The organism is Agromyces sp. NPDC057865 (genome assembly GCF_042796995.1).
GTDB lineage: Bacteria > Actinomycetota > Actinomycetes > Actinomycetales > Microbacteriaceae > Agromyces.
Genome location: NZ_JBHVMJ010000001.1, coordinates 1,299,841 through 1,317,938 on the forward strand (window position 1 = coordinate 1,299,841; position 18,098 = coordinate 1,317,938).

At 71.5% G+C, this 18,098-nt stretch carries 16 protein-coding genes; 15 read left to right on the forward strand and 1 reads right to left on the reverse strand.

Annotated features, from left to right (window positions below; all coding sequences use genetic code 11):
• The first annotated feature begins 134 nt into the window (after positions 1-134).
• The 15 genes from ACFVN5_RS06140 to ACFVN5_RS06210 all read left to right on the forward strand — a co-directional run bounded on the left by ACFVN5_RS06140 (position 135) and on the right by ACFVN5_RS06210 (position 17,346).
• Positions 135-1,358 carry an RDD family protein gene (locus ACFVN5_RS06140; RefSeq protein ID WP_376953937.1) on the forward strand — a complete coding sequence of 408 codons (1,224 nt, stop codon included), beginning with the start codon at positions 135-137 and terminating at the stop codon, positions 1,356-1,358.
• Positions 1,355-5,839 carry an FtsK/SpoIIIE domain-containing protein gene (locus ACFVN5_RS06145; RefSeq protein ID WP_376953938.1) on the forward strand — a complete coding sequence of 1,495 codons (4,485 nt, stop codon included), beginning with the start codon at positions 1,355-1,357 and terminating at the stop codon, positions 5,837-5,839. Before ACFVN5_RS06140 ends, ACFVN5_RS06145 begins: the two co-directional genes overlap by 4 nt.
• 106 nt (positions 5,840-5,945) lie before the next feature.
• Positions 5,946-6,233: a WXG100 family type VII secretion target gene (locus ACFVN5_RS06150; RefSeq protein ID WP_148733778.1), complete on the forward strand. Its 288-nt coding sequence runs from the start codon at positions 5,946-5,948 to the stop codon at positions 6,231-6,233.
• A 110-nt stretch (positions 6,234-6,343) separates the two neighbouring features.
• On the forward strand, positions 6,344-6,670 hold the full coding sequence (locus ACFVN5_RS06155) for a hypothetical protein (RefSeq protein ID WP_376953940.1): 327 nt from the start codon (positions 6,344-6,346) through the stop codon (positions 6,668-6,670).
• 28 nt (positions 6,671-6,698) lie between these two features.
• On the forward strand, positions 6,699-7,940 hold the full coding sequence (locus ACFVN5_RS06160) for a hypothetical protein (RefSeq protein ID WP_376953941.1): 1,242 nt from the start codon (positions 6,699-6,701) through the stop codon (positions 7,938-7,940).
• A complete protein-coding gene (locus ACFVN5_RS06165; protein ID WP_376953943.1) occupies positions 7,937-8,584 on the forward strand; it encodes a hypothetical protein in 648 nt (215 codons plus the stop codon). The genes ACFVN5_RS06160 and ACFVN5_RS06165 overlap by 4 nt, the downstream gene beginning before the upstream one ends.
• The gene (locus tag ACFVN5_RS06170; protein WP_376953944.1) at positions 8,581-9,141 is read left to right on the forward strand and encodes a hypothetical protein; all 561 of its coding nucleotides are present in this window, start codon (positions 8,581-8,583) and stop codon (positions 9,139-9,141) included. The genes ACFVN5_RS06165 and ACFVN5_RS06170 overlap by 4 nt, the downstream gene beginning before the upstream one ends.
• On the forward strand, positions 9,138-9,935 hold the full coding sequence (locus ACFVN5_RS06175) for a hypothetical protein (RefSeq protein WP_376953945.1): 798 nt from the start codon (positions 9,138-9,140) through the stop codon (positions 9,933-9,935). The genes ACFVN5_RS06170 and ACFVN5_RS06175 overlap by 4 nt, the downstream gene beginning before the upstream one ends.
• A gap of 34 nt (positions 9,936-9,969) precedes the next feature.
• Positions 9,970-10,446 carry a DUF6121 family protein gene (locus tag ACFVN5_RS06180; protein WP_376953946.1) on the forward strand — a complete coding sequence of 159 codons (477 nt, stop codon included), beginning with the start codon at positions 9,970-9,972 and terminating at the stop codon, positions 10,444-10,446.
• Positions 10,447-10,553: 107 nt separating this feature from the next.
• Positions 10,554-11,207: a spermidine/putrescine ABC transporter substrate-binding protein gene (locus tag ACFVN5_RS06185; RefSeq protein ID WP_376953948.1), complete on the forward strand. Its 654-nt coding sequence runs from the start codon at positions 10,554-10,556 to the stop codon at positions 11,205-11,207.
• 355 nt (positions 11,208-11,562) lie between these two features.
• On the forward strand, positions 11,563-11,937 hold the full coding sequence (gene rpsL, locus ACFVN5_RS06190) for a 30S ribosomal protein S12 (protein ID WP_022889720.1): 375 nt from the start codon (positions 11,563-11,565) through the stop codon (positions 11,935-11,937).
• Positions 11,937-12,407 (forward strand): 30S ribosomal protein S7, encoded by a 471-nt coding sequence (rpsG, locus tag ACFVN5_RS06195; RefSeq protein ID WP_092668506.1) that lies wholly within the window; start codon positions 11,937-11,939, stop codon positions 12,405-12,407. The genes rpsL and rpsG overlap by 1 nt, the downstream gene beginning before the upstream one ends.
• Before the next feature lie 101 nt (positions 12,408-12,508).
• On the forward strand, positions 12,509-14,623 hold the full coding sequence (gene fusA, locus ACFVN5_RS06200; RefSeq protein ID WP_376953949.1) for an elongation factor G: 2,115 nt from the start codon (positions 12,509-12,511) through the stop codon (positions 14,621-14,623).
• A gap of 115 nt (positions 14,624-14,738) precedes the next feature.
• The gene (tuf, locus tag ACFVN5_RS06205; protein WP_148733795.1) at positions 14,739-15,932 is read left to right on the forward strand and encodes an elongation factor Tu; all 1,194 of its coding nucleotides are present in this window, start codon (positions 14,739-14,741) and stop codon (positions 15,930-15,932) included.
• A 181-nt stretch (positions 15,933-16,113) separates the two neighbouring features.
• Positions 16,114-17,346 (forward strand): acyltransferase family protein, encoded by a 1,233-nt coding sequence (locus tag ACFVN5_RS06210; protein WP_376953950.1) that lies wholly within the window; start codon positions 16,114-16,116, stop codon positions 17,344-17,346.
• Positions 17,347-17,383: 37 nt separating this feature from the next.
• Here ACFVN5_RS06210 and ACFVN5_RS06215 read toward each other — a convergent pair whose 3' ends face one another.
• Positions 17,384-17,875, reverse strand: coding sequence for an OsmC family protein (locus ACFVN5_RS06215; protein WP_376953952.1), 492 nt, complete (start codon positions 17,873-17,875; stop codon positions 17,384-17,386).
• Positions 17,876-18,098: the final 223 nt, after the last annotated feature.

Genomic DNA, 18,098 nt, shown 5'->3' on the forward strand with positions numbered 1-18,098 from the left:
CAGCGACCGGAACGTACCCGGCGGCTTCCCGGCCGCCGGGTACGCTGCTGTGTCGGGGATGGTGACTCCTCCCCATCGACAGCACCCGCCCGATCGGGTTTGCTGGCTCGTTGACCCTGCACCCGAGGAGCCACGTGAGCATCACCATGCACGTCGAGGACGCGCCCGTGCCCGGCCTCGACGCCTCCGGGCGGCCCGATCCGGCGTACGCGGCCGGCCTCGGACTCCGGCCGGCGCCGGCCGGTCGACGCTCCGCCGCGTTCGCGCTCGACGCCATCGTCTACGCGGTGGCCGCATCGCCCGCCATCGTCGGCGCGGTGCTGCTGGCGAATGCGATCGTCGGGTCGGATGCCGCGACCGGGGTCGATCCGTCGTCGCTCCTGCTGCCACTGGTGCTCGTCGCCGTCGGGCAGGCGCTCGTGGCCGCGTTCGGCATCACGCAGCTCGCCCTGCACGGGCGACTCGGCGTCACGCTCGGCAAGCGCGCGCTCGGGCTCCGCTCGGTGCAGGTCGCCGACTTCGGGCGCGCCGGGTTCTGGCGCGTCGTGCTGCGCGTGCTCGTGCTCTGGGCGTCGCAGGTCGTGCTGCCGCTCGTCGGACCCGCGCTGATGTTCGCGTCGGGGCTCTGGGACCCCGAGCGGCGCGGCCGCAGCTGGCTCGACCGCGTCGGACGCTGCTGGGTCGTCGACGTGCGCGAAGGCCTCGACCCGTTCGACCTCAAGGCGCTGCGGCATGCGCGTCGGCAGCTCGATGCGCCCGCCGCCTCGGTCCCGCGCATGCCGTCGCTCGCGACCGACCGTGCCATCGACGAGCAGACGTTCATCCCGCAGGCGCGCTCCGCCTCCGGGGTGGTGGCCGCGGTGCCCGAGGCGGGCGCGTGGACGCCGCCGCCGATCGCGGGGCCGGCGGTCGGAGCGTCCGCCGCCGCGGCATCCGCCGCCGTGCCCGCGACCGCCGCCGTGCCCGCTCCCCCCGTCGTGCCTGCCACCGCGGCTGCGCCCGCGACCGCACCCGCCCGCGCCGCCGTGTTCGCGTTCGACGACGGCAGCCGCTTCGACGCGGCGGGCACCGGCCTCCTCGGCCGTCGTCCCGCGCGCGCCGAGGGCGACCCCGCGAGCATCCTGCTCGTTTCGCTTGCCGACGACTCCATGGGCATCTCGAAGACCCACGCGCGCTTCGACGTCGACGACGCCGGCGTCTGGATCACCGACCGCTGGTCGCGCAACGGCACGAGCGTTGCCGCACCCGGACGCGCTCCGGTCGAGCTCGTGCCCGGCGCCCGCACGCGCGTGGACGGCGGCACCAAGGTGGAGCTCGGCGGCCGCTGGTTCGTCGTCGAGGAGGTGGCGGCCCGATGAGGCTGAAGCTGGGCCTGCGCCGTCAGGCCGGCGCCGCGGCCGACGTGGTCGTGACGACCGACGCGACCGCGACGGTCGGCGACGTGGCGCGAGCGATCGCCGACGACGATCCGGCCTCCGCGCACCTGCCGCGGCACACCGGGCCGCTCACGCTCGCCGTCGCGCCGCCCACGTCGAGCGAGCCCGTCGTGCTCGACCCCGACCTGCTCGTCGCCGACGCCCCCATCGGCTCGGGCTTCAACGCCGCGGTGGTGTCGCCGACCGCACGCCGCGCGGCCGACGCCGGCACGGTCGCGATCCTGCACGTGCACACCGGCACCGAGGCGGGTCGCCAGGTGCCGCTCGGGCGCGGCCAGCACGTCATCGGCCGCAGCGCCGACGCCGACGTCGTGCTGCAGGACGCCCTCGTGTCCAAGCGCCATGCGCGCATCGAGGTCGACCAGGCCGTCGAGCTCGTCGACCTCAACTCCGCCAACGGCCTCATCGTCGACGGCGGTCCCATGACGCGCATCCGCGTCATCCCCGGCCAGCGCATCACGATCGGCGACACCGACGTGTCGTTCTCGCTGGTCGCGGGCACGGATGCCGCGGCCGACCCGGTGCTCGAACGCGGCGGCGCACTCATGTTCAACCGCTCGCCCCGGGTGGAGGCCCGTTACCCCGGCACCGAGCATCCGCAGCCGCGCATCCCGACCGAGGAGAATCCGCGCCTCTTCCCGTGGCCGATGATCGTGTCGCCGATGATCGCGGGCCTCGCGATCTTCGCCCTCAACGGGCGCCCCGCCTCGCTGCTCATCGTCGTGCTCTCGCCGCTCATGCTGCTCGCGAACTGGTTCGGCTCGCGCACGCAGTCGAGCCGCAAGCTCAAGCAGGAGATCGAGACCTTCGAGGTGCAGCTCGAGGAGCTCGAGGAGACGCTGACCCGCGAGGTCGTCGTCGAGCGCGAGCGCCGGCAGGGGGAGACGCCGCCCGTCGCGGTCGTCTACGAGCAGGCGATGCGGCTCGGCCCCATGCTGTGGACCCGCCGGCCCGAGCACTGGAACTTCCTCGCGCTCCGGCTCGGCGTCGGGTGCGCGCCGAGCCGCAACACGATCGCCACGTCGGAGGCGGCACTGCCCGGCATCGTGACGTACTCCCGGCAGGTCGAGGTGTTGCGCGACCGCTTCGCCGAGATCGACGACGTGCCCGTCATGGAGCTCCTCACGAGCTCGGGTGCGCTGGGGATCGCCGGACCGATGCACCTCGCCGCCGACGCGGTCCGCGGCCTCGCCGTGCAGCTGTTCGGCCTGCACGCGCCGAACGAGGTCGTCGCGGCCGCGATCGTCGACCCCGCCTGGAGCCGCGAACTGGAGTGGCTGAAGTGGCTGCCGCACACGTCGGGCGCGCGGCATCCGCTCGCCGACGTCGCGCTCGCCGACAGCCAGTCGGCCGGCGCGAGCCTGCTGAGCGCGCTCGAGGAGACGATCCTCGAGCGGCTCTCGGCCTCGGCGGCGCGCCGCGGGCCGCTCGCCGACACCAAGGCGTCGATGTCGCGCGGCGCCGACGTCGGCTCGCCGTCCGGCGAGCGCTCCGACGACCCGCGGCCCGACAGCGCGCTCATCCTGTTCGTGTCGGCGGATGCCCCGGTCGATCGTCCCCGGCTGATCCAGCTGATCGAGCGCGGGGCCGACGCCGGCATCCACACGGTGTTCGTCGGCCCGACCGTCGAGTCGTTGCCGGCCGCGTGCCGCACGTTCGTCGACGTGACCGCCGGGCTCGACCGGGCCACGGTCGGCGTGGTGCGGTCGGGCGCCGAGTACGCGGGCGTGCGCGTCGAGGGCGTCTCGGCGAGGTACGCGGAGGTCTTCGCGCGCCGGCTCGCGCCCGTGGTCGACGCCAGCACGGTGGTCGAAGACTCGAGCGACCTGCCCCGCAGCGTCTCGATGCTCACGCTCATCGGCGACGAGTTCGCCTCGAGCCCGGCGGGCGTCGTCGACCGCTGGCGGCAGAACAACTCCGTCATCGACCGCTCGGGCGCGAAGCTGCCCCGGCTGAAGCGCGCCGGCACGCTGAAGGCGTTCATCGGCCAGTCGAGCCCCGACGCGATGACGCTCGACCTGCGCACGCAGGGCCCGCACGCGCTCGTGGGCGGCACCACGGGCGCGGGCAAGTCCGAGTTCCTGCAGGCGTGGGTGCTCGGCATGGCGGCGCAGTACAGCCCCGACCGCGTCACGTTCCTGTTCGTGGACTACAAGGGCGGTTCGGCCTTCGCCGACTGCGTCGAGCTGCCGCACTGCGTCGGCCTCGTGACCGACCTCAGCCCGCATCTCGTGCGGCGGGCGCTCACGAGCCTGCGCGCCGAGCTGCACCACCGCGAGCACCTGTTCAACCGCAAGAAGGCGAAGGACCTGCTCGAGCTCGAGAAGCGGCAGGACCCCGAGACGCCGCCGGCGCTCGTGCTCGTCATCGACGAGTTCGCGGCGCTCGCCGGCGAGGTGCCCGAGTTCGTCGACGGCGTCGTCGACATCGCGCAGCGCGGCCGGTCGCTCGGCATCCACCTCATCCTGGCGACGCAGCGCCCCGCGGGCGTCATCAAGGACAACCTCCGCGCGAACACCAACCTGCGCGTGGCGCTCCGCATGGCCGACGAGTCGGACTCCCGCGATGTCGTGGGCGACGCCGTGGCCGCGGGCTTCGACCCGTCGATCCCCGGGCGCGGCATCGCGAAGACCGGCCCCGGCCGGCTCGTGCCCTTCCAGTCGGCGTACGCGGGCGGCTGGACCACGGCAGAGGTGGCAGAGGCGGAGGTGAAGGTCGCGGAGCTCCGATTCGGGTCCACGATCACCTGGGAGTCGGACGCCGAGCCCGAGAGCGACGCGCACGACGAGGACCCCGGTCCCAACGACCAGAAGCGGATGGTGCGCACGTTCATCGCGGCCGCCGCCGAGGCCCGCGTCCCCGCCCCCCGGCGGCCATGGCTCGACGAGCTCGCACCGACGGTCGCCGTCGAGTCGCTGCCGCAGCGCGGCGACGCCGAGATCGTGTTCGGCCTCGCCGACGTGCCCGAGCGGCAGCTGCAGGTGCCCATGGCGTTCGTGCCCGATCGCGACGGCGCCATGCTCGTCTACGGCACGAGCGGCTCGGGCAAGTCGACCGCGCTCCGCACGCTCGCGGTGGGCATCGGCCTGCGTCCCGACCTCGGCGCGGCCGAGGTCTACGGGCTCGACTTCGGCGCCGGCGCCCTGCGGTCGCTCGAGGCGCTGCCGCACGTCGGCTCGATCGTGTCGGGCGACGACCCCGAGCGCGTGCAGCGCCTGCTGCGCACGCTCAACGACGTGCTCGACCGCCGGGCCAAGGCGTTCAGCGACGCGAACGCCGCGACCCTCACGGAGTATCGCGAGCTGACCGGCCGAGACGAGCCGCGCATCCTGCTGCTCCTCGACGGCTTCGCCACGTTCAAGACCGAGTGGGACTCCACGACCGTGCGCATGCCGTTCTACAACGTGGTCATGCGCATCCTCGGCGAGGGGCGCCCGCTCGGCGTCCACGTCGTGGCGACGGCCGATCGCGCCGGCGCGGTGCCGACCGCGGTGAGCGCGAACGTCACGAAGCGCGTGGTGCTGCGCCTCAGCGACGAGTCGGGCTACCAGGTGCTCGGCGCGCCGAAGGACGTGCTCACCGAGCGCTCGGCTCCCGGCCGTGCGATCGTCGAGGGCTTCGAGACGCAACTCGCCGTGCCGGGCGGCACGACGAACGTCGCCGAGCAGACCCGGGTGCTCGAGTCGCTCGCGCGCGACCTGCGCGCCCGCGGGGCCCGCGATGCGGCGCCCATCGGCGCGCTGCCGGCCCTGTTCGGCGCCGGGGAGCTGCCGTCCACCGTGGGGGAGGAGCCCGCCCTCGGTATCGCCGACGACACGCTCGCGCCGATCGGCTTCGAGCCCGTCGGCACGTTCGCGGTCACGGGCCCGCCGCAGAGCGGCAAGACGAACGCCATGCGCGCCATCGTCGACGCGGTGCGCCGGTTCGACCCCGAGGTGAAGCTCTTCCACCTCGCCGGACGCCGGGCGCAGCTCGCCGACCACGCGCCGTGGGTGCGCAGTGCGACCACCGTCGACGGCGTGAAGGTCCTCGCCAGGGAACTCGTCGACGTGGTGGGCGATGCCGACGTGCCCGGGCGGTTCGTCATCGTGGTCGAGAACGTCACGCAGTTCGCCGACTCCGACGCCGAGCGGCCGCTGAAGGAGCTGTTCCAGGCGATCAACCGCAGCGACCACTTCCTCGTGGGCGACGCGGAGGTCGCGACGCTCTCGGCCGGGTTCGGATTCGTCGGCGACTTCAAGGCCGGCCGCCGCGGGCTCGCGCTGAAGCCCGACGCGTTCGACGGCGACTCCGTGTTCAAGACGCCGTTCCCGAAGGTCAAGCGCGCGGACTTCCCCGAGGGCCGCGGCATCTTCGTGCAGAACGGCCGGATCATGACCGTGCAGGTCCCGTTCGCGGGCTGATCCAGGGTGGGGAGTGCTCCCCATGTGACCCGCGTTCGACCTTCCGTACTGTGGAGCACACCGGCCCGGACGAGGGTTCGGACCGATCGAACGGAAGGATCCCCCGATGGCGGATTTCGGCGCCTCCTACGGCGAGATGGAAGCGATGGCCAACAAGCTGAACGACGCGCGTGACGACATCCAGTCGCAGCTCGACCAGCTGAAGAACTCGGTGGACTCGCTCCTCGGCAACGACTTCAAGACGCAGCACGCGTCGGGCAAGTTCGGCCAGGGCTACGAGGAGCTCACCACCGGGCTCAAGAACGCGGTCGACGGCATCGGCGAGATGGGCGAGGCCCTCCGCGGCATGATGCAGGCGATCCAGGACCTCGACCAGCAGCTCGCCGGCCGCTGACGCATCGCACGGCGGGAGGGATGAGCCTCCCGCCGTGCGTCGTCCCCGAGGCATCCGATTCGCGGATGCCGCGCCCCCACCGCACACCGCAGAGACCGAGGAGCCCGCCGGTGACCGACATCCTGATCGAGTACTCCGTGCTCAACGAGCTCAACGGATCGCTGAAGCAGATCATCGTCGAGCTCGAGAAGGCCGAGGAGCGCGCCACCAGCCTCGAGGGCGACATCGGCGACCCCTACGGCCGCGACAGGCTCCGTGAGGCGGCCGAGGAGTTCGAGGACGGCTGGGACGACCGCCGCGCCGCGCTCAAGGAGGACCTCATGAAGATCCAGGAGCGCGTCGAGGCGACCGGCAAGGGCTGGGCCGAGTGGGACACCGCGGCCGCCAAGGAGCTCGCCGTCGAGGCGAACGAAGTCGACACCATGCCCCGGGCCTGACCCCGAGATCACGAGGAGCACGAACCAGATGGAGCCGTCACCCGCCGGGAACCCGATCGAGGTCGTCACCGGCAACGCCTTCGGCATCCGCACGCGCGGGCGCGCGATCGAGGACCTCGGCGACCAGATGATCGGCGCGGCCGGCGTGCTGCGGGCCATCGCCGACAACGGCGTGCCCCAGCAGGGCCTCTCGATCGACAAGATCAAGGAGGTCATCGGCGAGATCGACGGCGAGCTGAAGCTCGCCGGCGAGCGCTACAAGCCCTCGGGCACCGCGCTCGTGACCTACGCCGACGCCCTCGACGGCGTGCAGCAGCAGATGCGCGTCATCGTGCCGCGCTGCCAGGACGCGTGGGACGACTACCAGGCCGCGCTCGGCCGCTACCAGGACGCCAACCACCCGCTGCCGCCCGGCCAGGCCGGCACGCCGCCCGCCGGCGGTGGGCAGAGCCCCGAGCAAGAGGCGCACGACCGCGACATCCGGTCCGCGCTGAACCGCGCCAACGACGCCTACGACGAGTTCATGGCCGAGGCCCGCAACTTCGACACCCAGTTCGAGACGTGGGAGGACGCGTTCGAGGCGGCCTCGAACGGCATCCGCGAGGCCACCGACGGCGGAATCTCCGACGGGTTCTGGGACGACGTCGACGGGTTCGTCGCGGGCGTGCTCGTCGTGCTGCAGTGGGCCGGGATCGTGCTCGCGGTGCTCGCGTTCGTCATCGGCGGCCCGATCATCGCGGCGCTCGGCGCGATCGTGGCGATCGCGTCGCTCGTCCTCACGATCTACCAGAAGGCCCGCGGTGACACGGGCTGGCTCGAGCTCGGGCTCGCCATCGTCGGCGTCATCCCGTTCGGCAGCCTCGCCAAGTTCTCGGGCGGCTTCAAGCCCGGCATGGCCGGCTTCCTCGACGACATGGTCGGTGGCCTCGGCACCTCGGGCAGCCGAGCGATCATCGGCAACGCCATCACGCGCTTCCCCGAGACCTACGGCATCAGCCGCGCGTTCGGCGCCTCGCCGTTCACCTCCTTCGTCGCCGCCGCGCGCGGCGGCCACTCCGGCGCCGACATCGCGGCCCGCCTCATGGGAATCGGATTCGGCGACGAGTCGACCCGTGCGATGTCGAGCGGCTGGGGCGCGGCCGGCCACGTCTTCGGGCACTACGGTTGGGTGGTGAACTCGCCGCTGGCCGCCGGCATGGCGATCACCGACGCGGTGGGCGACCTCTTCGAGGACGACGTCGAGACCTGGGAAGCCCAGCTCGCCGCGTGACCGACGCCACCCACGACCGGAAGGCCGGCATGAACCTGCGCGATGAGCTGCTCGGCACCGTCCGTCCCGTGCCCGAGTACACGCTCGTCCTGCCCTCGGGCTGGGCCGAGTACGACGCGACGGCCGAGTCCGAGCGCGAGCTCGTGCGGCTCGCGAGCACGCGGCTCCGGCAGCAGCACCGTCCCGACCTCGACGCGCAGCTGCGTGCGCTGACCGGCCGCGCGTTCGCCGGCCTCCGCTCGGCGAACACGCACCGCATCTACCTCCAGACCGAGGCGTGGGCCGACGAGCTCGTGCTGCCGCTCTCGATCACGGCCGCGGTGCGCACGGCGCCCGGCGGCGGCACGCTCGACGGGGTCGTCGCCGAGCTCATCCGCGACGGGGCGACCTCATTGCACGGCGACAAGCGCTTCGTGCGCTGGGAGCGCGATGCCACGGTCGCGGTCGGCAGCACGACCGTCGGGCAGCGCACGGCGGCCTACCTCACGCCGTTCCCCGACCGCCGCACGAAGGCGCTGCAGTTCACCGCCGTCGCGGTGCACCCCGTCGACGACCCGACCGAGGCGTGGCGTCCGGTGGTCGAGCGGATGCTGGAGCTCACCGACGCCGTCGTGAGCACGTTCGCGTGGCGGGCGGCCGCGTGAGGCTCGACGTCGAGGTCGACGAGCGCTACTGGGCGCACCTGCCGGGCGAGTTCCCGTCCGACGGCTACGCCGACCGCGGCGCCTGGGAGCGCGACGTCGTGGCCCGGTACCTGACGGTCCGGCCCGATGCCGACGACGCGACGCGCGCCGCCGCGGCCGGCATCGCCGAGGCGGCGGTCGACGGCCTCCTGCCGTCCGCGCTGTTCGGGCTCCTGTTCTGGCCGACCCGCCGGCCCGAGGCCGCGCTGCTGCACGTCGACCTCGCCCCGACGCTCCGTCCCGGCGACGACCCCGTCCGCGAGCTGCTCGACGGCGTGCCCACCGCCCTGCCGCCGAGCGTCGACCCCGTCGAGGTGCCCGGCGTCGGCAGCGGCGTCGCCGTTCGGTTCGTGCTGCCCGCCGCGCCGGGCGAGACGCCCGTGGCGGGGATCGGCTACGTGCTGTCGGGCCCGCAGGGGTCGGTGCGCATCGTGTCCTCGCCCACCAGCACGACCATGGTCGGCATGCTCGACGCGCCGCTGCGCGAGCTCGTCGGCACGCTCCGCTTCGTCGCATGACCGATCCGAGCGCCCCGGTGGCGGCCGAGCCCACCGCGACCGCGTACGCCCGGGCCGTGGCCGGCGATCCCGGCCGATTCGACTGGGCGGAGTTCGAGCGCAGCCTGCTCTCGAGGCGCGCCGACCTCCTCGGGCCGTGGGAGGCCGCACTGCGCGACCTGCACGCACCCCGGCGCGTGTCCGCCTGGCGCGGCGCGGCCGTGTTCGTGCTGTCGATCCTGCCGCTCGTCGTGCCGGGCCTGCTCGTCATCGGCATCCGGACCGACCAGCCCCTCGCGGGTTGGCTCGCCGCCGCGTTCGCGTGCTCGCTGGCGCACGTCGCGTTCCGCCTCGTGCAGTTCCGGGTCGCCCGACGCGGCGCCGCTCCCGACGCGCCGCAGGGCCTCGTCCTGGCGGGCGTCTCGGTCGCGTTCGCCGTGCTCGCCGTGGTGCTCGCGGCGCTCATCGCGGTCCAGCGGCCCCAGCCGCTCGCCTGGCCGGCCGTCGCCGCCGCCGTCGCGATGGCCGTCGTGCTCGTCGTCTGGGTCGTCGCCGAGCGCCGGCGCGGTCGTGCTGCGGGCACCGCGGATGCCGCATCCGCCGACGCCGTGGGTGCGCTTCGCGCCGCGGTCGACCGGCTCGCCCCGAACGACCGGGCGGTCATCGAGCGCGATCGCGACGACGCGCTCGAGCTCCTCGTGCGCGACGGCGTCCTCTCCGACGACGCGCGACGCGACGCCGCCGACGCTCCGCTCGGCGGGATCGCGCGCTGGGCGTGGGCCCGGGAGCGCCGGGCCTCCGGCGCGGGCGGCTGACCGTCGTCCCGCCGGTCGGCATACGCTCGGATCGATGGACCTCAGCCGTCGCAACGCCTGGGTCGTCGCCGCCTTCGCCGCCGCGCTCGACCTCGCCCTCGTCGTCTGCGCGTGGGGGTTCGTGAGCCTGCTGACGAACGAGGACGTGATCGCGGCCCCCGATGCGGGCCTGCTCGTCGGACCCGCGGCGGCCGGGGCATCCGTCGGTGCCGTGCTGCTCACGCTCGCGCACACGCTGCGACGCCCCGACCGGCAGCTGCCGAGCGTGCTCTTCTCGGCGCTCTGGAGCTGGGTCGCGCTCGTCGTCGTGGCCACGGTCGGCTACGCGATCGCCACCGGAACGCTCCTCGCCGCGCTGCTGTTCGGCCTCGGGCTCGGCGTCACCTGGTTCGGGCTGCTCGTCCCGGCGCTCGCCGCCGTGGTCGCGTCGTTCGCGGTGCTCGTCGCGCGCGGACGCTCGACCGGCATGGCCCGACCGCGGTGGCCCTGGGAGCACGACGACGAGGAGTGAGGCTCCCTGAGCCGGTCGACGCACACTGAGCCCGTCGAAGGGCGCACGCCGCGCCATCCGGCCGCCGGATCGGGGGCTGCCGTGGGGTCGCGCAGTATCGTGAACGCGTGGAGGGTTCGATCGAGGCGCGCGTGAGCCACGAGGTCGACCGATGGCTGGCGTGGTTGCCGAGGTGGCGGCCCGGCACCCATCGCGGTCGCGTGCGGCTCTGCACGCGGTGCTTCGGATCGCCCATCCTCGCCGCGGCGGGCCTCGACGTCGACGTGCCGCATCCCGTGCAGCACGCGTTCTCGATGCGCATGAAGGGCATCATCGACGGCGCGGTCGACGACTACACCGCCCGCAACCTGCCGATGCTGCACCGGGAGATCCGCCTCGCCGAGGAGCGCAAGGCGCGCCGGCCGTACCGCGCGGGGGAGGGCCTCGATCACGAGTTCCTCGGCCTCGACGTCGACCCCGAGCCGGTGCCCGACCAGCCCTTCCTCTTCACCCTCACCGGCCTCGAGGCCGACGCCGCCGCCGAGTCGAACGAGCCGGCGCCGCGACCGTTCACGCCCGAGGAGAAGGAGGCGCTCCGCGAGGAGGTTCGCCTCGCCGACGAGTTCGCGAAGCAGCTCGGACGGCGCATCTGCGTGGAGCTCGCCCAGCACCGGGAGCGTATCGGCGCGGCGGTCGTCGCCTACGTCGAGCCCCAGGTGGAGGAGCTCCTCGCCGACCTCGACCGCGAGCTCGATGCTCCGGGTTGGCCGGGAATGCCCTGAGAGCCGTCGACGTTGGAATACAACGGTGGAGTGCGCGAAGCCCCGGCCCCGCGCGGGTTCCGCCCTCGGAGAACGTGCCGCTCGTGGCATCCGTCGCCATTTGACCGTGAGGTTACGCGGCATTACCATTGAGCGGGTGTGCGCGTTGACGCGCGCTTGAACCGTGCCCGCCGGCGGATCGTGAGATCGACTGCGGGCACGTCTCCGGTTCGCACCAGAACGCACACGTCAAGGGCACCCCACGGTAGCCCCCACGGCATACCCACCACGCAAGGCACCGCAGCTCTGCGGCGCCGGTGGGTCTGATGTGAATTCCATCAACGCTGTCACCGTGCAGCACCAACAAGGAGAAGCAGTGCCAACCATTCAGCAGTTGGTCCGCAAGGGTCGCTCGCCGAAGGTCACGAAGACCAAGGCTCCCGCCCTGAAGGCCAACCCCCAGCAGCGCGGCGTGTGCACGCGTGTGTACACCACCACCCCGAAGAAGCCGAACTCGGCGCTCCGCAAGGTCGCCCGCGTGAAGCTCTCGAACGGCACCGAGGTGACCGCCTACATCCCCGGCGAGGGCCACAACCTGCAGGAGCACTCGATGGTGCTCGTCCGCGGCGGTCGTGTGAAGGACCTCCCCGGCGTGCGCTACAAGATCATCCGCGGCGCGCTCGACACGCAGGCCGTCAAGAACCGCAAGCAGGCCCGTAGCCGCTACGGCGCGAAGATGGAGAAGAAGTAATGCCTCGCAAGGGACCCGCTCCGAAGCGCCCCGTCGTCGCCGACCCCGTCTACGGCTCGCCGGTCGTCAGCCAGCTCGTCAACAAGATCCTGATCGACGGCAAGAAGGACCTCGCGCAGCGCATCGTCTACGAGGCGCTCGAGAACGTCGCGAACAAGTCCGGCCAGGACGCCGTCGCCACCCTCAAGAAGGCGCTCGACAACGTGCGCCCCACCCTCGAGGTGCGCTCGCGCCGCGTCGGCGGTTCGACCTACCAGGTCCCCGTCGAGGTCAAGCCGCACCGCGCCAACACCCTTGCCCTGCGCTGGCTCACGAGCTACGCGAAGGCCCGCCGCGAGAAGACGATGACCGAGCGTCTCACCAACGAGATCCTCGACGCGTCGAACGGCCTCGGTGCCGCCGTGAAGCGTCGCGAGGACACGCACAAGATGGCCGAGTCGAACCGCGCCTTCGCCCACTACCGCTGGTAGCAGGTGAGCGGATGCCGCGGCCACACGGTCGCTGAGCCCGTCGAAGCGCGGCATCCGCTGCACCAACCACATCCGAACCTGAACTCCCCCGGAGGAACCCCGTGGCACTTGACGTGCTCACCGACCTGAGCAAGGTCCGCAACATCGGCATCATGGCGCACATCGATGCCGGCAAGACCACCACCACCGAGCGCATCCTGTTCTACACGGGCGTCAACCACAAGATCGGCGAGACGCACGACGGCGCCTCGACCACCGACTGGATGGAGCAGGAGAAGGAGCGCGGCATCACGATCACGTCGGCCGCCGTGACCTGCTTCTGGAACAAGAACCAGATCAACATCATCGACACGCCCGGCCACGTGGACTTCACGGTCGAGGTGGAGCGCTCGCTCCGCGTGCTCGACGGTGCGGTCGCCGTCTTCGACGGCAAGGAGGGCGTCGAGCCCCAGTCCGAGACCGTGTGGCGCCAGGCCGACAAGTACAACGTCCCCCGCATCTGCTTCGTCAACAAGATGGACAAGCTCGGCGCGGACTTCTACTTCACGGTCGACACCATCGTCAGCCGCCTGGGCGCCAAGCCGCTCGTGCTGCAGCTGCCGATCGGCGCCGAGAACGACTTCGTCGGCGTCATCGACCTCATCGAGATGCGGGCCCTCGTGTGGCCCGGCGACGCCAAGGGCGACGTGACGATGGGTGCGAAGTACGAGATCCAGGAGATCCCGGCCGACCTCAAGGAGAAGGCCGAGGAGTACCGCAACACGCTCCTCGAGACCGTCGCCGAGACCGACGACGCGCTGCTCGAGAAGTTCTTCGGCGGCGAGGAGCTCACGGTCGACGAGATCAAGGGCGCGATCCGCAAGCTCACGGTCAACTCCGAGATCTACCCCGTGCTCTGCGGCTCGGCGTTCAAGAACCGCGGCGTGCAGCCCATGCTCGACGCCGTCATCGACTTCCTGCCGTCGCCGCTCGACGTGCCGGCGGTCGAGGGCCGCAACCCGCGCAACGAAGAGGAGATCATCGAGCGTCACCCCGACGCGAACGACCCCTTCGCCGCGCTCGCGTTCAAGGTCGCGGTGCACCCGTTCTTCGGTCGCCTCACCTACATCCGCGTGTACTCGGGCCACCTCGACTCCGGCGGCCAGGTCGTGAACTCGACCAAGGGCAAGAAGGAGCGCATCGGCAAGATCTTCCAGATGCACGCCAACAAGGAGAACCCGGTCGACTCGGTCACCGCGGGCAACATCTACGCGGTCATCGGGCTCAAGGACACCACCACTGGCGACACCCTGTGCGACCCCGACAACCAGGTCGTGCTCGAGTCCATGACGTTCCCGGCCCCGGTCATCGAGGTCGCGATCGAGCCGAAGACCAAGGCCGACCAGGAGAAGCTGGGCACCGCGATCCAGAAGCTGGCCGAGGAGGACCCGACCTTCCGCACCGAGCTCAACCAGGAGACGGGCCAGACCGTCATCAAGGGCATGGGCGAGCTGCACCTCGACATCCTCGTCGACCGCATGAAGCGGGAGTTCAAGGTCGAGGCCAACGTCGGCAAGCCGCAGGTCGCGTACCGCGAGACCATCAAGCGCGCCGTCGAGAAGCACGACTACACCCACAAGAAGCAGACGGGTGGCTCGGGCCAGTTCGCGAAGATCCAGTTCGCGCTGGAGCCCCTCGAGATCGAGGGCGACAAGACGTACGAGTTCGAGAACAAGGTCACCGGTGGCCGCGTCCCGCGCGAGTACATCCCCTCGGTGGACGCCGGCTTCCAGGACGCCATGCAGTACGGCATCCTCGCGGGCTACCCGATGGTGGGCGTCAAGGGCATCCTGCTCGACGGCGCCGCTCACGACGTCGACTCCTCGGAGATGGCGTTCAAGATCGCCGGCTCGATGGGCTTCAAGGAGGCCGCTCGGAAGGCGAACCCGGTTCTGCTCGAGCCGCTCATGTCCGTCGAGGTGCGCACCCCTGAGGAGTACATGGGTGACGTCATCGGCGACCTGAACTCGCGTCGCGGTCAGATCCAGTCGATGGAGGACGCCGCCGGCGTCAAGGTCGTGCGCGCGCACGTCCCGCTCTCGGAGATGTTCGGGTACATCGGCGACCTGCGGTCGAAGACCTCGGGCCGTGCCGTGTACTCGATGGAGTTCGAGAGCTACGCGGAGGTCCCGAAGGCAGTCGCCGACGAGATCGTCCAGAAGAACAAGGGCGAATAGCCCTGGGAGCGCAGCCCGACCGGGTCGCGTAACATAACAACACAACCCCCGTAGCCAACCGTGCGCAATCCAGCGCCCGGCGACGGCTGCATGAAAGTCCTGAGGAGGACCCACAGTGGCTAAGGCCAAGTTCGAGCGGACCAAGCCGCACGTCAACATCGGTACGATCGGTCACGTCGACCACGGCAAGACGACGCTCACCGCGGCGATCTCGAAGGTGCTCGCCGACAAGTACCCGTCGGCAACCAACGTGCAGCGTGACTTCGCGTCGATCGACTCGGCTCCCGAGGAGCGCCAGCGCGGCATCACGATCAACATCTCGCACGTCGAGTACGAGACGCCGAAGCGCCACTACGCGCACGTCGACGCCCCGGGTCACGCCGACTACATCAAGAACATGATCACCGGTGCCGCTCAGATGGACGGCGCGATCCTCGTGGTCGCGGCGACCGACGGCCCGATGGCCCAGACCCGCGAGCACGTGCTGCTCGCGAAGCAGGTCGGCGTGCCCTACCTGCTCGTCGCGCTGAACAAGGCCGACATGGTCGACGACGAGGAGATCCTGGAGCTCGTCGAGCTCGAGGTCCGCGAGCTGCTCTCGAGCCAGGGCTTCCCCGGCGACGACGCTCCGGTCATCCGCGTCTCGGGCCTCAAGGCGCTCGAGGGCGACGCGCAGTGGACCCAGTCGGTCCTCGACCTCATGGACGCCGTCGACGAGTCGATCCCCGACCCCGTGCGTGACAAGGACAAGCCGTTCCTCATGCCGATCGAGGACGTCTTCACCATCACCGGTCGTGGCACGGTCGTCACGGGTCGCGCCGAGCGCGGCACGCTGAAGATCAACTCCGAGGTCGAGATCGTCGGCATCCGCCCGACGCAGAAGACCACGGTCACGGGTATCGAGATGTTCCACAAGCAGCTCGACGAGGCGTGGGCCGGCGAGAACTGCGGTCTCCTGCTCCGTGGCACCAAGCGCGAGGACGTCGAGCGCGGCCAGGTCGTCGTGGCCCCGGGCTCGGTCACCCCGCACACCAACTTCGAGGGCACTGCGTACATCCTCTCGAAGGAGGAGGGCGGCCGTCACAACCCGTTCTACGCGAACTACCGCCCGCAGTTCTACTTCCGCACCACCGACGTCACCGGCGTCATCACGCTGCCCGAGGGCACCGAGATGGTCATGCCCGGCGACACCACCGACATGACGGTCGAGCTCATCCAGCCGATCGCCATGGAGGAGGGCCTCGGCTTCGCCATCCGTGAGGGTGGTCGCACCGTGGGCGCCGGTACGGTCACGAAGATCATCAAGTAACACCCTTCGCGTCGCTCGCGGCGCGGAACCGACACGGGGTCGGGCCTTCGGGTCCGGCCCCGTTTCGCATGCCCGGGCGCGTTTCCCGAGGTGGACGGGAGGTTTCGCCAACCCGGCAAACCCCTGTCAACCCCCGGCCCGGCTTTGAGCCCTGAACGGGGGCCTGCCTAGGCTCGTGGGGATGCCCTCATCCCCTGCGGTCACTTCGCGCGCCTCCGTGCGTCCCGAGATCCAGGCGCTCCGCGCCGTGGCGATCGGATGCGTCGTGCTGTACCACTTCTGGCCGGCCGTGCTGCCCGCGGGGTTCGTGGGCGTCGACGTCTTCTTCGTCGTCTCGGGCTTCCTCATCACGGGACTGCTGCTCCGCGACGCCGAGCGGTTCGGGCGCGTGCGGCTGCGCGACTTCTACGTCCGACGCATCCGCCGCATCCTCCCGGCCGCGCTCGTCGTGCTGAGCGCGTGCGCGGTCGCGACGCTGCTCGTCGCCCCGCGCGTGGAGTGGCGCCCGTTCCTGCAGCAGGTCCTCTCGAGCGCGCTCTACGTGCAGAACTGGCACCTCGCGCGCGACTCGCAGATCCCGCGTCGCGCCGACCTCGAGTCCACGCCCGTGCAGCACTTCTGGTCGCTCTCGGTCGAGGAGCAGTTCTACCTGCTCTGGCCGCTGCTGATCATCGCCGCGCTGTGGCTCGCCGTGCGGTTCGGCCGGCGGCGCCTCGTCGTGGTGGCCGCCGTGCTCGGCGTCGCGACGGTCGCCTCGTACGTGCACGGCGTCGCGCTCACCGCGCAGGACCACAACCTCGCCTACTTCTCCACGTTCGCGCGCGCGTGGGAGTTCGGCGTCGGCGGGCTGCTGGCGCTCGCGCCGGCGATCGTGGGGGAGCGGCTCCGGCGGACGCGCGCCCTCGCGACCTGGCTCGGTCTCGCCGCCATCGCGGCGGCCGCGCTCACGTTCACCGACCACGAGCTCTTCCCGGGCGTGATCGCGCTCGTCCCCGTGCTCGGCACGGCGGCTGTCATCTGGGCCGGGATGCCGCGGGCCGCCCTCTCGCTCGCGCCCGTCGCCGCGCTGCGCCCCGTGCAGTGGTTCGGCGACCTCTCCTACTCGCTGTACCTCTGGCACTGGCCGATCATCATGTTCACGCCGTTCATCCTCGGGCGGCCCAGCGAGGCGCCCGTCATGGTGCTCCTGCTCGTGATCTCGATCGCCGTCGCCGCGGCGTCGAAGCGCTGGATCGAGGACCCGTTCCGTCGCCCGGCGCCTCGCGAGCGGGTGCGGATGCCGCGCGCGCGACGCATCGGCGTGGCATCCGCCGCCGCCCTCGCCGCCGTCGTGCTGCTCACGTCGGGCGTCGCCGGCTACACCGTGGAGAAGCCGCACTCGCAGCTGTGCCGCAGCACCGACGACGGGGACTGAGCCCGCGGGAAGCGTCGGGTCGTCCGGTCGGGCGTCGTCAGGCCGGGTGCGACCGGAGCTCGGTGCCGTCGACGGTCGTGGGCATCTCGACGACCTCCTCGATCGTGCGCGCCACGGTGCATCCGCGCTCGATGGCCTTCGTCATCACGTCGAGCAGCTGCTGCCGCTCTGCCGCGTCGAGGCCGGACAGGTCGAGGAGGAACTCCTCGTCGATGCGGTGGTAGCGGTTGTCGTCGGCCGACTTGCCGTGCGCCCAGACCGTGAGGGCGAAGTCCTCACCCAGGCGACGCGCGGTGACCCGGTCGGCGCTGAGGCCCGAGCACGCGATGAGCGCCAGCTTCAGCAGCTCGCCCGGGCTGAAGTGCTCGCCCTCGAGCTCGGGGCCCCCGACGCGCAGTGTCGCGCCGCGCTCGTTGAGGCCCTCGTACATGCGCGGACCGATCCGCGTGACCGAGACGCTGCCCGGTCCGATGCGGTCGCTCACGGCGTGCGCGTGCTGGGTGGTGGGCTGCTCGTCTGCGGTCGTCATCCCTCGATTCCACCACTCCTGAGCGGCCCGCGGCATCCGCAAACCGACAGGACCCTGTGAACCCGCGGAGCGCGACACGCCCGGGTTGCATGGAAGGGGTCGGCTATGGCAAACTCGTTGGGTTCAACATTTCGAACGCGCGCCTTGTTGCGCGCGTTTCGGATCACTGCCAGGCAGTGCATAACCACCGGAACCGCAAGGTCACCGGGTCAGGTTAGGCCGC